The sequence below is a fragment of the Planococcus maitriensis genome, from assembly GCF_003289925.1.
GTDB lineage: Bacteria > Bacillota > Bacilli > Bacillales_A > Planococcaceae > Planococcus > Planococcus maitriensis.
In genome coordinates this window covers 200,345-212,139 of record NZ_QLZQ01000001.1, presented here as the reverse complement: position 1 = coordinate 212,139, position 11,795 = coordinate 200,345, and the positions used below count along the sequence as shown (strand labels likewise).

Annotated in this window: 16 protein-coding genes; 7 read left to right on the top strand and 9 right to left on the bottom strand. The window is 50.4% G+C overall.

Translation table 11 applies throughout. The features are described 5' to 3' along the window. Positions 1-136 precede the first annotated feature (136 nt). On the bottom strand, positions 137-658 hold the full coding sequence (gene lepB / locus DP119_RS01025) for a signal peptidase I (protein ID WP_112230062.1): 522 nt from the start codon (positions 656-658) through the stop codon (positions 137-139). Between the two features lie 150 nt (positions 659-808). On the opposite strand from lepB, the gene DP119_RS01020 reads away from it, so the two are divergent. Together DP119_RS01020 and DP119_RS01015 are read left to right on the top strand one after the other, a co-directional pair. Continuing rightward, on the top strand, positions 809-1,714 hold the full coding sequence (locus DP119_RS01020) for an acetamidase/formamidase family protein (RefSeq protein ID WP_112230060.1): 906 nt from the start codon (positions 809-811) through the stop codon (positions 1,712-1,714). A 104-nt stretch (positions 1,715-1,818) separates the two neighbouring features. Then, complete coding sequence (locus DP119_RS01015) at positions 1,819-2,838, top strand: SEC-C metal-binding domain-containing protein (RefSeq protein WP_112230058.1); 1,020 nt, start codon at positions 1,819-1,821, stop codon at positions 2,836-2,838. Between the two features lie 34 nt (positions 2,839-2,872). On the opposite strand, the gene DP119_RS01010 is transcribed toward DP119_RS01015, so the two are convergent. Continuing rightward, positions 2,873-3,085: a hypothetical protein gene (locus DP119_RS01010; protein WP_112230056.1), complete on the bottom strand. Its 213-nt coding sequence runs from the start codon at positions 3,083-3,085 to the stop codon at positions 2,873-2,875. A gap of 333 nt (positions 3,086-3,418) precedes the next feature. On the opposite strand from DP119_RS01010, the gene DP119_RS01005 reads away from it, so the two are divergent. Beyond that, positions 3,419-3,937 carry a DUF421 domain-containing protein gene (locus tag DP119_RS01005; protein WP_112230054.1) on the top strand — a complete coding sequence of 173 codons (519 nt, stop codon included), beginning with the start codon at positions 3,419-3,421 and terminating at the stop codon, positions 3,935-3,937. 9 nt (positions 3,938-3,946) lie between these two features. Here the strand turns inward: DP119_RS01005 and DP119_RS01000 are convergent, their stop codons facing one another. Continuing rightward, entirely contained in the window at positions 3,947-4,423 is a 477-nt protein-coding gene (locus DP119_RS01000; RefSeq protein WP_112230052.1) for an acyl-CoA thioesterase, read from the bottom strand. Between the two features lie 138 nt (positions 4,424-4,561). On the opposite strand from DP119_RS01000, the gene DP119_RS00995 reads away from it, so the two are divergent. After that, positions 4,562-5,392 carry an AAC(3) family N-acetyltransferase gene (locus DP119_RS00995; protein ID WP_112230051.1) on the top strand — a complete coding sequence of 277 codons (831 nt, stop codon included), beginning with the start codon at positions 4,562-4,564 and terminating at the stop codon, positions 5,390-5,392. A gap of 82 nt (positions 5,393-5,474) precedes the next feature. Here the strand turns inward: DP119_RS00995 and DP119_RS00990 are convergent, their stop codons facing one another. From DP119_RS00990 to adh, 4 genes are all read right to left on the bottom strand, one after another. Further along, positions 5,475-6,062 (bottom strand): Fic/DOC family protein, encoded by a 588-nt coding sequence (locus tag DP119_RS00990; RefSeq protein WP_112230048.1) that lies wholly within the window; start codon positions 6,060-6,062, stop codon positions 5,475-5,477. Next, positions 6,055-6,243: a hypothetical protein gene (locus tag DP119_RS00985; protein ID WP_058382723.1), complete on the bottom strand. Its 189-nt coding sequence runs from the start codon at positions 6,241-6,243 to the stop codon at positions 6,055-6,057. Before DP119_RS00985 ends, DP119_RS00990 begins: the two co-directional genes overlap by 8 nt. A 171-nt stretch (positions 6,244-6,414) precedes the next feature. Further along, positions 6,415-6,774, bottom strand: a complete 360-nt coding sequence (locus DP119_RS00980; RefSeq protein WP_112230047.1) for a DUF779 domain-containing protein — start codon at positions 6,772-6,774, stop codon at positions 6,415-6,417. A 19-nt stretch (positions 6,775-6,793) separates the two neighbouring features. Further along, complete coding sequence (gene adh, locus DP119_RS00975; protein WP_112230045.1) at positions 6,794-8,314, bottom strand: aldehyde dehydrogenase; 1,521 nt, start codon at positions 8,312-8,314, stop codon at positions 6,794-6,796. A gap of 210 nt (positions 8,315-8,524) precedes the next feature. On the opposite strand from adh, the gene rluF reads away from it, so the two are divergent. Next, a complete protein-coding gene (rluF, locus tag DP119_RS00970) occupies positions 8,525-9,232 on the top strand; it encodes a 23S rRNA pseudouridine(2604) synthase RluF (RefSeq protein WP_112230043.1) in 708 nt (235 codons plus the stop codon). 11 nt (positions 9,233-9,243) lie between these two features. Continuing rightward, on the top strand, positions 9,244-9,960 hold the full coding sequence (locus DP119_RS00965) for a DUF6904 family protein (protein ID WP_112230041.1): 717 nt from the start codon (positions 9,244-9,246) through the stop codon (positions 9,958-9,960). 32 nt (positions 9,961-9,992) lie between these two features. Here DP119_RS00965 and DP119_RS00960 read toward each other — a convergent pair whose 3' ends face one another. Both DP119_RS00960 and DP119_RS00955 read right to left on the bottom strand, forming a co-directional pair. Then, positions 9,993-10,292 (bottom strand): AraC family ligand binding domain-containing protein, encoded by a 300-nt coding sequence (locus DP119_RS00960; protein ID WP_112230039.1) that lies wholly within the window; start codon positions 10,290-10,292, stop codon positions 9,993-9,995. Between the two features lie 30 nt (positions 10,293-10,322). Continuing rightward, positions 10,323-10,748: a CBS domain-containing protein gene (locus tag DP119_RS00955; RefSeq protein ID WP_112230037.1), complete on the bottom strand. Its 426-nt coding sequence runs from the start codon at positions 10,746-10,748 to the stop codon at positions 10,323-10,325. 214 nt (positions 10,749-10,962) lie between these two features. On the opposite strand from DP119_RS00955, the gene DP119_RS00950 reads away from it, so the two are divergent. Then, positions 10,963-11,733: a SurA N-terminal domain-containing protein gene (locus tag DP119_RS00950; protein WP_112230035.1), complete on the top strand. Its 771-nt coding sequence runs from the start codon at positions 10,963-10,965 to the stop codon at positions 11,731-11,733. Positions 11,734-11,795: the final 62 nt, after the last annotated feature.

Here is an 11,795-nt window from a genome sequence, read left to right as displayed (position 1 = left end):
TTTTTATATACCCACGGCCTTTCCTTAAGCAAGACTTCGTCAATCTGTGATGAAAATAAAATCGCAGCCAGCTAAAAAAAGCTTTTTCCGAAGAGCGCATGCTCGACAGAAAAAGCTTTTTTAAATGATTTGCCATTCATTCCACGAACCCGAAATCCCTCAATGGCGCGAAGCGGAATTTCACTTCACCGATCACATCCTGTTTTTGGATGAATCCCAGCACGCGGGAATCCGTGCTATCGCCACGGTTATCCCCTAGGACATAATAGCAATCCGGAGGAACCGAAAATTCACTGGCCATCGGGGGCTGGCCAGTAATTCCATCATTCTTAGCTTTATCCAGATAAGGTTCGTGCAGTACCTGCCCGTTCAGCACGATTTCCCCGCCCGACATCTCGATTCGGTCACCCGGAACGCCAATGACCCGTTTGATGAAACGGTTGCCATCCGGTGCCCGGAATACAATCGTATCGAAATTGTCAATCTGCGTAGCTTTGCTTAGCACTAGTTTGTCGTTTTCATGATAGCTCGGCTGCATCGATCCGCCTTCGACGATGACCGGCTCGAACAGGAACTGGCGGACCCCAAGGAGGATGAATGCCGTCAGCAGCAGCACTTTCATCCATAAGAGCATTTCTTTGACCGGATCTTCGTACACAGATTCTCCCTCCGCCCTTTTTTCTCTAGTTTACTATAGCCCTCCACACCTTGCACTCGGGGATTTCTTGCTCGATAATGAAAGGGCAGGAGTTGAAAGAATTATCAGACACGAATAAGTTTCCATCTTAATTCAAAAGGAGTGGGATTGATGAAAACATTAGCTGCACAAGACGTTATTTACGCTTTTTCCAAAACACATAAACCGAGCCTGCGTGCATCAGCGGGCGATACCGTGAAGATCGACACCTTCGATTGCTTTAAAAACCAGATCCAGTCGGGCGACCAGGAAGTCGCGGCCATCGATTGGGACCAAGTGAATCCAGCGACAGGGCCGGTCTTTATCGAAGGAGCCGAAATCGGTGATGTACTGAAAGTGGAGATCAAAGACCTTGAAATCGGAAACCAGGGCGTCATGGTGACCGGGCCGGATCTCGGCGTGATGGGCCACCGGATGGAAGCGATGGAATCGAAAATCATCCCCATCGAAAATGGCAAGGCGGTCTTCAACGAACGTTTGCAGCTTCCGCTGAATCCGATGATCGGCGTCATCGGTGTTGCACCGGAAGGCGAGCCCATTTCATGCGGCACGCCGGGTTCACATGGCGGCAATATGGATACAAAGCTGATCACAACAGGGGCCACGCTTTATTTTCCTGTAGCGGTTGAAGGCGCGCTGTTTGCACTCGGCGATTTCCATGCCGCGATGGGCGACGGGGAAATCAGTGTTTCCGGAATTGAAGTACCCGGCAGTGCCACTGTCCAATTCGATGTGATCAAAGGCAGCCACCTGAAGCATCCCTTGCTAGAAAATGAAGAGGGCTTGGCGTTTCTCGTCTCGGCGATGACCTTGGACGAAGCCGTTTCCACCGCGGCCGAAGAGATGATCGACCTGTTGCTGCCTCAATCCGATTTGTCCGTCAGCGAAATGACCATGCTCATGAGCGCAGCCGGGGAAACACAGATCAGCCAAGTGGTCGATCCCCTGGTGACGGCCAGGTTCTTTGTTCCGCGTCATGTGCTGGAAGGGCTAGGCTTCCGTTTATTTGCGGAATAGGGAAATTGCAAGGCAATGTCGGGCTGTTTAACCGTCTGAATCGTCAGACTTTTGAGCGCCGAAAGATTTTATGTTACACTCAAGAAAAAATGTAGGTGATTAGAATGGTAGGAAGAAATGATCCGTGTCCATGTGGCAGCGGAAAGAAATATAAAAAATGTCACGGGAAACAACAGACAGTTTCCATCAATGATCTGGTGAACGAAGAGCTGTTCCAAGTAAGGCAGCAATTCTTCTCGGAAAACCCGAACCGTGACCAACTGACGGATTTCCGCGCGCTCCAGCAGGAATGGCAGCCGCGCTTGATGAAATCGATGGCAGAAAACGATGCACAAGCTTTTGTCATCGAAAACTTCCTGTTCATGCAAAAACCGGAACTATGGGAAAACTTCCTGGCTAAGCATATCGAACAGACACAGCGCCCGACGACGAAAGAAGTGCTGGAACAATGGCCTAACTTCCGCGTCTTCCTTGGCCAATTGGTCTCAGGAGATACAGAGAAAGCGGAATTGAAAGACGCCTTCACTGGCGAAACCTACGTCATGGCAGACCAGCCGCCGACGGACATGGAAGAAAACCAAGGGCTTCTTGCGATTCTTCTTCCGGACGCGCGTGCAGGCGAACAAGGCATCCTGTTCTTGAACGGCTATTTGACGATCGTCGGCAAATTCGCCCCATTCTTTGAGCAGCTCCAAAAACGCATCGAAGAAAAAGCCGCATCCGCGAACGAAGATTATCTTCGCGAGCATTACCTTGAAGTGGTCGAGCATGTCGTCCAGTACTCGACAGGCGCTGTCGAGGAAAGCATCGAGCTTTCGCCGGAGCATCAATCCGTCATGGACGAATTGAAAAAACACATCGACGAAGCGGACTTCGATGAAGAAACCATAACGAATGTGACAAGCATCCTCAACAGCTATCTGGTCAGCCAGCAGCCGACCGTCCAGAAACCCGAAGCACTTGTTGCCGGCTACTGGCGTTTCCTGCAGGACCATGAACTGATTCAAGGGCCGATGCTTTCTGCAAAAGACTTGAGTGAAAAATTCGGCGTTTCGTCAAGCACAATCCTGAAACGTTCTAAAGAATTTGGATCTTACTTTGAAGAACTGCTAGCTAAAAAATAAATGCTTAAAGCACCGGAAGGATCCGGTGCTTTTTTTAATCGTCTTTTTTTCGCCTGAACGTAATCAAGATGTACAGTAAAATTCCGGAAACCGCAAAGAACAAATAGACACGCCAAAACGCACCGCCCAGCCAAGTGGCTGATGCAAAATCAAGCCAATTGTTCAGCACCGTAATAAGAAACAGGGCAATGCCCAGAAAAAATACGCCCATGCCTAAAAAACGGAAAAAATTAAGGACAGCTTCCATCTTTTCATTTCTCCTCTCTTTATTTCCTTTACTCCCCTATTCCTGAAATAAATTGGCGTGAACAGAAAAAACGCCTGTATACGGCTTTTATTTCCCTCTTCCTATTTTCTCCTTTTCCGAAACTATCCACAAAACGCTGTTTTATACGCCACTTTCGGGGGAAACTCTTTAATAAGCGCGAAAAAACCGCAATTATGCACAAAAATTATTAAAAAACCGTGGGTTATGTGGGTAAACGACTAAATTTACAGTCGATTTTTATTAATAATGGGGTTATCCACATGTTGATAAGTTTATCTTATCTTTTTGCCTTACCGAAGGAGGAAGAGCCTTATGTTTGAAATAAGCTTGGATAGTTTTACCCGAATCGTCACAGTGGGTGTCCTGGCGTATATCGGGTTATTGGTGTTTTTGAGAACCTCAGGAAAGCGGACCTTGACGAAGTTGAATGCCTTCGACCTCGTCGTGACCGTCGCTTTAGGCTCCACATTGGCCACGATCCTGCTCGACAGCAAGCTGAGCTTATGGGAAGGCCTTACCGCATTTGCCGTCCTGATCGTCCTGCAGTATCTGATCACCTTCACGGCAGTGCGTTCGAAAAGCTTCAACAAATTGATCAAATCAGAGCCGCGGCTGCTGTTTTCGGAAGGCGAATTCCTGGAACAGGCCATGCGCGACGAACGCGTCAAGGACATTGAGATCATGCAGGCCGTGCGTAATTCAGGCGAAGGCGATCTGCAGAACGTTAAAGCTGTCATCCTCGAGACGGACGGCAGCATGTCGGTCATCACCAATCAGGCAGGCAATGCGCTGGCAAATGTCAAAGAGAACGTAAAAAAGGATCCCATGTAGGATCCTTTTTTATCTTGGCGTCTTTGCGCGTTGTTTCCGATGTTCCCGGCGTGCAGGAGCCGATTCGAAAAACAGCTTCTCGCCTTCTGTCTCGGGATAGACCGGCGGTACCGGCGTCGGCTTTCCGTCATCACCGATGGCGACCAAAGTCAGAAACGATTCGGTTGTCAGACGTTCTTCCCCGGTTTCGAGATTCTTCGATTTAACGCGTACATACACTTCCATCGATGTTCTGCCGGTTGATGTAACATTCGCCTCCAACTCGAGGACGTCGCCGACTTTCGCGGACGACAGGAAATCCACCGAGTCGATCGAGGCAGTCACCACGATATGGCGGCTCGCATGTTTCATCGCCGAGATTCCTGCAATTTCATCGATATAGGCGAGCACTTTCCCGCCGAAAATTGATTCCATATGGTTCGTGTCAGGTGGAAGCACAAGCTTTGTCTGTATCGTCCGTGATTCACGCATAGGTTTCGCTTCCATCTATGTTCCTCCTCTGTCTTCATTAAAGCTATTCCCGCTGTATAAAAATTTCAATCCTCCACTGGGGCGTTGCCAGCGAAAAATAAAAACCGAAATTCCTCCTTAATGATAAAATGGAAAAAAGGGGGAAACAAATCAATGTCTGATCTTTTTCAAATTCTGAATACACCGGACTTTCAATCTAAGGATTCACTAAAGCTGCAATTGCAGGAACTTGGGGTAGCTGCGGGTGATCACCTGATGGTCCATTCCTCGCTGAAATCGATGGGCTGGATTGCCGGGGGCGCGCAGGCAGTCGTTGAAGCCTTGATGGAAGTCATCACTCCCGAAGGCACACTCGTCATGCCTTCCCAGTCTGCCGATAATTCCGATCCCAGCTACTGGATGGCTCCGCCCATCCCTGAGAATTGGCATCAGCCGACACGCGAACAGATGCCGGCTTATGACCCTGACCTGACGCCAATGCGCGGAATGGGGAAAATACCTGAATGCCTCCACCGCCATCCGGCGACGATCCGAAGCCCCCATCCGACCCATTCATTTATCGCCTGGGGGCGCCTTGCCGCTGAATGGATGGCTGAACAGCCGCTCGACGATTCGTTCGGCCCTGCTTCGCCGCTCGGAAAAATGATGCGCCGTCAAGTAAAAATCCTGCTCATCGGCACAGGATTCGATTCGTGCACAGCGCTCCATTATGCGGAATTTTCACAGCCCGAGCGCACGACTTCCCCTCAAGGCGCAGCGATGTACATTAACGGGGAACGGCAATGGGCTACGTATGACTGCGTCGATATGGATTCGGACCGATTCCCGGAAATCATCAAAGATTTTCCTGGAACTATCGAAAAAGGGATTCTGGGGCAAGCCGAAACCCAGCTCACCGAAATGCGCCCGCTTGTGGAATTCGCTATTGGATGGCTCAAGGAAAATCCAGCTCCTCAGGAAAAGGAAGAATTGAAAAACCAATAAGGGAACTATCGAAAAAGGCTGAAGCAGCGGAAAGTTCCGCTGCTTCAGCCTTTTGGCTGTTGGAGATGCCCTGTTGGCTTCTTCAACTGATAATTTCTCCCAATAAAGTTTCCAGCCGCTCATTGTCTTTATTAAAAGAGTCCACAAATGCGTTAATGATATGAGCGGGTTCTTCGATCTTCGCCCAATCCAGCCGGTAGCCGGCATTCAGCGCAAGCTGGCGGGCAAACTCCCGGATTGCCCTGCCATTGCCTTCACGGAAAGGATGGAGCGCATTCAATTCCGCCAGATAATGTGCGAGGCGCTGGATAAACATATCCTTGCTTAACCCCTTCAGATACCCCTCTCCAGCCAATTCATCGAAAAGCTGCTTCAACTGGGCTGCCAAATGTTTGGGATGGGCAAATGTCGAACTTCCTTTTGATGTCATTTCCTCGCGCAGCTTTCCTGCAAACGGGTAGACGTCCTGCAACAGGCAGCGGTGGATATCGAGGAATACCTTGAGGCCGGATGGGTCTTCCGCCTTTTTCAATTGCAGTTCCGACAATCGGTAAAGCGCGTAGACCGTTTCCAATTCCTTCAGCTTGTCTTCGTCCCGGATATCGAATGCATTCACGAGCACATCGGTTCCGGGATAGCAATACATCGACGTATGCTGGTATTTAGACATCGAAGCGTGCTTTGATGGCCTGATGGAATTGAGCTTCCGTCCGTTCTCCAGTCAGGACAGAGCGGACAAAATTCCGGTCTTCATGGGTCACATCAAACCCTTCCGTTACGAGAGAGTGTGCGGCACAGGAAATCGCGTGATTTGCTTGTTCATGGGATACCCGGTTAGCTAAATTCGTCACATGGATGACCACCTTTCATTCTGCTATTATACCATTTTACGGCTCGTTTTTCCACGATTGCCCCTCTTTAAAAACGCCGGAAACGGCTCCCTTGACGCTTTTCCCGCCTCGCTTCCGTTTCTGCTTATGAACGCAAAAAAATCCCGGATGCCGAGCATCCGGGATTTCCTCTTATTGATTTTGCAGTTCTTCGTTTTCTTCTGCCGTGAAGACACGCGAGCGGGTCAAGAACCGTTTCCCCTCTGCGCCTTCGAGTGAAAACATCCCACCGCGCCCAGGCACGGCGTCGATGATCAATTGTGTATGGCTCCAATAGTCAAACTGGCTCTTATGCATATAAAACTCGCTGTCGCCGATGACACCCATCAATACGTCCTGATCGCCGACCTTTAAATCACCTTTTGGATAGCACATCGGCGAACTGCCGTCGCAGCAGCCTCCCGATTGATGGAACATCAACGGGCCATGCTTTTCCTTCAAGGTGTTGATCAGCTCCAAGGCGGCATCTGAGGCGATTACCCGTTCTGTCATGGCTAGCCCTTCTTTCTGATCAGAAGAACCCAAGCTTGTCTTCGCTGTAGCTGACGAGCATGTTCTTCGTGTTCTGGTAATGGCTGAGCATCATCAAATGGTTCTCACGCCCGAAGCCGGACATTTTGTAGCCGCCGAATGCTGCGTGTGCAGGATACTGGTGGTAGCAGTTTGTCCATACACGGCCCGCCTGGATGCCGCGGCCGAAACGGTAAGCCGTGTTCGTGTCGCGCGTCCAGATGCCGGCACCTAGGCCGTAAAGCGTGTCGTTGGCGATTTCCATCGCTTCCTCTTTGGTCTTGAAGGTAGCGACCGCGAGTACCGGCCCAAAAATCTCTTCCTGGAAAATACGCATTTTATTGTCGCCTTTGAAGACTGTCGGCTGGATATAGAAGCCTTCCGAAAGATCGCCTTCCAATCGGTTGCGGTCTCCGCCTGCCAGCACTTCTGCGCCTTCCTGTTTGCCGATCTCGAGATAGGACTGGATTTTCTCCAATTGCTCAGTGGATGCCTGGGCTCCCATCATCGTCGCCGGGTCCAGCGGGTTGCCGGTCTTGATCTCCTCTACACGCTTGATGGCGCGCTTCATGAATTCCTCGTAGATGTCTTCCTGGATCAAGGCGCGGGATGGGCACGTACATACCTCGCCTTGGTTCAACGCGAACATGACGAATCCTTCCACTGCTTTATCGAGGAATGCATCGTCCTGGTCCATGACATCCTTGAAGAAGATGTTCGGTGATTTCCCGCCAAGTTCGAGCGTCACCGGAATCAGGTTTTGCGACGCATACTGCATGATCATGCGGCCGGTCGTCGTTTCACCGGTGAAGGCGATTTTGCTGATGCGCGGGCTCGATGCAAGCGGCTTGCCCGTTTCGATCCCGAATCCGTTGACGATGTTGAGGACTCCCGGAGGAAGCAGATCGCCGACCAATTCAGCCCAAACGAGGATGCTGACCGGGGTCTGCTCAGCCGGCTTCAAGACGACGCAGTTTCCTGCTGCGAGCGCTGGGGCCAATTTCCATACCGCCATGAGAAGCGGGAAGTTCCATGGAATGATCTGGCCGACCACCCCAAGAGGCTCATGGAAATGGTAAGCGACCGTGTCGTTGTCGATTTGGCTGATTCCGCCTTCCTGCGCGCGAATCGCGCCGGCAAAATAGCGGAAATGGTCGATTGCAAGCGGCAAATCGGCATTCAAGGTTTCACGGACCGCCTTTCCGTTGTCCCAAGTTTCAGCTACAGCCAGCATCTCCAGGTTCTCTTCCATGCGGTCAGCGATCTTCAGGAGGATATTGCCGCGTTCTGTCGTGGACGTTTTCCCCCATGCTTCTTTCGCTGCATGCGCAGCATCCAGCGCCGCCTCGACGTCTTCAGCGCTTGAACGTGCCACTTTCGTGAACACCTTGCCGTTTACAGGCGATAGATTTTCGAAGTACTGGCCGTTTTTCGGCGCTTGCCATCCGCCGTTTATATAATTATCGTATTGCTCTTTGAAATTTACTTTCGCACCGTCTGTGTTTGGAACTGCATATACCATTACTACATCTCCCCTTTGCATGTTTTGGCCCGGTTATGTATACGCTTTCAAAATTGCCTGGGCGCATAATTTATTTCAGGGCTCGCCTCTATATATTGTCAAATAAATCGGAAAATTGCAACTGTTAGCCTACAAATTTTTTTATTATGAGGGCCATCTGGAGTATAATGGGACCAGACAGTGGAAATATACAACCGAAAGGATTTTTTTATGCGAATCAATAAATTCCTCAGTGAAACAGGCATCACCTCAAGGCGCGGTGCAGATAAGTTCATCGAAGCCGGGCGCGTCGAGATCAACGGCCAGAAAGCGGAGCTCGGCAGCAAAGTCGAGCACGATGACGAAGTGAGGGTCGACGGCAAAGTGATCCAGCAGCCGGAACGCGCCTATGTTTACCTTGCGCTCAATAAACCGGTCGGCATCACGAGCACGACCGAGCGCCACATCGAAGGCAATATCGTCGATTTCATCAACCATCCCGAGCGCATCTTCCATGTAGGGCGGCTCGATAAAGATTCCGAAGGGCTCATCCTCATGACCAATGACGGCGATATCGTCAATGAAATCCTGCGGGCGGAACACGAGCACGAAAAAGAATACATCGTGACGGTCGATAAACCAATCACCGATGAATTTCTGGAGAAGATGGAAAGCGGCGTCGAAATCCTCGACACGGTGACGCTTCCTGCGCAAGCTGAACGGATTGCCAAGCACGTGTTTAAGCTCACCTTGCAACAAGGGCTCAACCGGCAGATCCGCCGCATGTGCTCAGCGCTCGGCTATGAAGTGAAACGCCTGCAGCGTATCCGCATCATGAACATCCGCCTCGGCAATTTGAAAGTGGGCGAATGGCGCGACCTGACAGAAGAAGAAAAACAGGAACTGTTCCGGCAGCTCGACTATCAGCCGAAACGCTAAGGAGGCATTTTATGCTAAGCATGAAAACCACGCCGAACCATACCGGCGTCAAGATCAGCGGGGATTATTTCGATTTGGACGAATTGAACCAAGCCATCTATAAAGTCATCGGCAAAGAAGGCGAATACCACGGCTATGAAGGATCGCGCTTGCGGATACTCGGCGTTTCCTACGAAATCCGCCACGCCGCACAAGGTGACCGCAATGTCGAATTCGTTTTCAACGGCTTGCATGAGCACATGAAAAAACAGCATGGCTTTATCGCACCTGACAAGAACATCTACTTTTCAGTGGAAGTACTATGGCCAGAGCTTTTGTATGCAGCCTATGCACTTCGTGATTTCGTCCGGCTATACGGGGACAAGCGCGGCGATTTGCTGGCTGATGCCTACGCCCCGGTGATTGCGAAGTTCCAGGCACTCGTTCTCGAATGCCTGCAAGGCCATGTGCCGAAAGAAGAATATGCGGCGATTCTGGAAGCATTCCGCAAATCCCCTTCGGTCAACGATTACGCCATTCAATATGTAGACATGCTGAACTTGAAATACATCGGCATGAACAGGCAACAGCGTGAAAAAAGCCTATCTGCCATCGCCATGAAACTTGCGCTGCAGGATTCCGACTACCAAGCCTTCCGCAAACAAGTCATCAGCGCGGCCGCCCCTGAAAAACGGCCGATCCATGAAATCGGCATACAGGCTGAATATCCCGAACAAGTTGAATGGTAAAAAAACCTCTCGAGCCCAAGCTCGAGAGGTTTTTATGCTTTAATCTGAAATACCAGCAAGTCGCTGTCTTCCGCTGCCAACAGCTGATGATTTTCCATCGGGGCCAGATGCAGTACGTTTTCGGGCGTCGCCTCGACCGTGCTGCCTTCCGATGTGAAATGCACCCGCCCTTTCCGTACGACAATGACGACTTCTGCGTCCGCATTATGCTCCGGGATGGCTTCACCTTCACGCAATTGGATGTTCATCACTTTGGCATTGGCCATCTTCAGCACCGCTGCGCTTTTCTTCGCCTTCTCTCCCAATACATTCGGGGTTTCTTTGGTCTCCATTTCACGCCTCCTTTCTCGACTCCGCTTGGCTCATCGCCGCGGCTTCGCCGGTTCTGAAACTTTTTCAAGCGCCGTTTCCGCTTCTTGCGGCGTCTTTCCCCTTACCGCAATATCCCCCAGGGAAACGATGCCGATAATCTGTTCATTGCGCACAATCGGCAAACGCCGGATTTGGTGCATGGCCATCAAAGAAGCCGCTTCCTCGACCAGCATCTCTCCCGTTCCGGTAATCAAGGTTTCCGAAAGAATTTCTGAAATGGGTGCGTCCATTTCCAGTTCTTCCGCAATGCCCCTCAAGACGATATCGCGGTCTGTGACGATGCCGACAATCTTTCCTTCTTCACAGATCGGAATCGAACCGACATTTATTTCACGCATCTTGGCGGCAATGTCCTGGATCGTCACATCCGGCGGGCAAGTTTCTACATCAGTTGTCATGATTTCCGCTATTTTCATGCCGTCTCCTCCTCGAATTCACTCTATTAATAGTCTTTATCCTCTTTTCGGAACTGAAAACGTCAATCGCCAAAAGAAACCGGGTTTTGTCCCTCTGGATCCCGGTCGCCATTTGTTTTTCGGAACTCACACAGACTTTAAAGGGTTCCTGCTTTCCATCGAATCCGGGGCTATGTTACACTACCGGACATTATGCGTTGGAAGGAGAATGACAATGATCAAGAAATGGTTTTTAGGCCTATCCCTCGGTACATCGCTCATCGTCTTGTCAGCATGCGGCGGTGCCGATGAATCCGCAGAAAACGAAAACGCGCAACCTGAAACGCAAGAACAAGCCCAAAGCGGCGAGGAAAGTGCCGGGCAGCCCGAAATGCCTGAGCCTGACTTGGAAGGCATCCCTGATGTCGTGGCACAAGTGAACGATGAAGAAGTCAGCAAAGAGGAATTCGAAACAGCCTATACAGGGCAATTCCAGCAAGCGGCCATGCAAGCCCAAATGTCCGGCCAGGAAATCGACCAGACTCAATTGAAAAATCAATTGGCGGAAAGCATGGTCGGCCAGAAATTGCTCATCCAGGAAGCTGAAAAGCAAGAACTTACCGCATCCGATGAAGAAGTGGACAAGACCTTGGAACAGTTGGCACAGCAAAACGGGCTCGAATCAAAAGATGAATTCCTGTCAGCCTTGAACGATCAGGGCATGCCAGAAGAAGAAGTCATGTCCCAAATCGAAACGCAAGTGAAAGTGGACCAATTGATCGCTCAATCGGCCGGCAATACCGACCCAAGCAACGAGGAATTGGAAGCAGCCTATGAGCAAGTCAAAGCCCAGCAGGAACAAATGGGCAGTGAGGAAGAACTCCCTGCTTTTGAAGAACTGAAACCGGAACTTGAAGAACAAGTCAAAATGCAAAAAGAAAACGAAGCGACCCAAATGCTTGTAGCCGAACTCCGTGAAAAAGCGGACGTCACCATTAATCTTTAATACAAAAAACCAGATCCGGTTCTTCCGGATCTGGTTTTTTTGTCAGCTATACGGGATAAACG

Bases quoted from the DNA above. Each gene is read 5' to 3' on its own strand.
- DP119_RS01000 (WP_112230052.1), bottom strand. From the start codon at position 4,423: ATGGAAGCGAAACCTATGCGTGAATCACGGACGATACAGACAAAGCTT.
- DP119_RS00955 (WP_112230037.1), bottom strand. From the start codon at position 10,748: ATGAAAATAGCGGAAATCATGACAACTGATGTAGAAACTTGCCCGCCG.
- rluF (WP_112230043.1), top strand. From the start codon at position 8,525: ATGCGAATCAATAAATTCCTCAGTGAAACAGGCATCACCTCAAGGCGC.
- DP119_RS00990 (WP_112230048.1), bottom strand. From the start codon at position 6,062: ATGTCTAAATACCAGCATACGTCGATGTATTGCTATCCCGGAACCGAT.
- DP119_RS01005 (WP_112230054.1), top strand. From the start codon at position 3,419: ATGTTTGAAATAAGCTTGGATAGTTTTACCCGAATCGTCACAGTGGGT.
- DP119_RS00965 (WP_112230041.1), top strand. From the start codon at position 9,244: ATGCTAAGCATGAAAACCACGCCGAACCATACCGGCGTCAAGATCAGC.
- DP119_RS00960 (WP_112230039.1), bottom strand. From the start codon at position 10,292: ATGGAGACCAAAGAAACCCCGAATGTATTGGGAGAGAAGGCGAAGAAA.
- DP119_RS00950 (WP_112230035.1), top strand. From the start codon at position 10,963: ATGATCAAGAAATGGTTTTTAGGCCTATCCCTCGGTACATCGCTCATC.
- DP119_RS01020 (WP_112230060.1), top strand. From the start codon at position 809: ATGAAAACATTAGCTGCACAAGACGTTATTTACGCTTTTTCCAAAACA.
- adh (WP_112230045.1), bottom strand. From the start codon at position 8,314: ATGGTATATGCAGTTCCAAACACAGACGGTGCGAAAGTAAATTTCAAA.
- DP119_RS01010 (WP_112230056.1), bottom strand. From the start codon at position 3,085: ATGGAAGCTGTCCTTAATTTTTTCCGTTTTTTAGGCATGGGCGTATTT.
- DP119_RS00980 (WP_112230047.1), bottom strand. From the start codon at position 6,774: ATGACAGAACGGGTAATCGCCTCAGATGCCGCCTTGGAGCTGATCAAC.
- DP119_RS01015 (WP_112230058.1), top strand. From the start codon at position 1,819: ATGGTAGGAAGAAATGATCCGTGTCCATGTGGCAGCGGAAAGAAATAT.
- DP119_RS00995 (WP_112230051.1), top strand. From the start codon at position 4,562: ATGTCTGATCTTTTTCAAATTCTGAATACACCGGACTTTCAATCTAAG.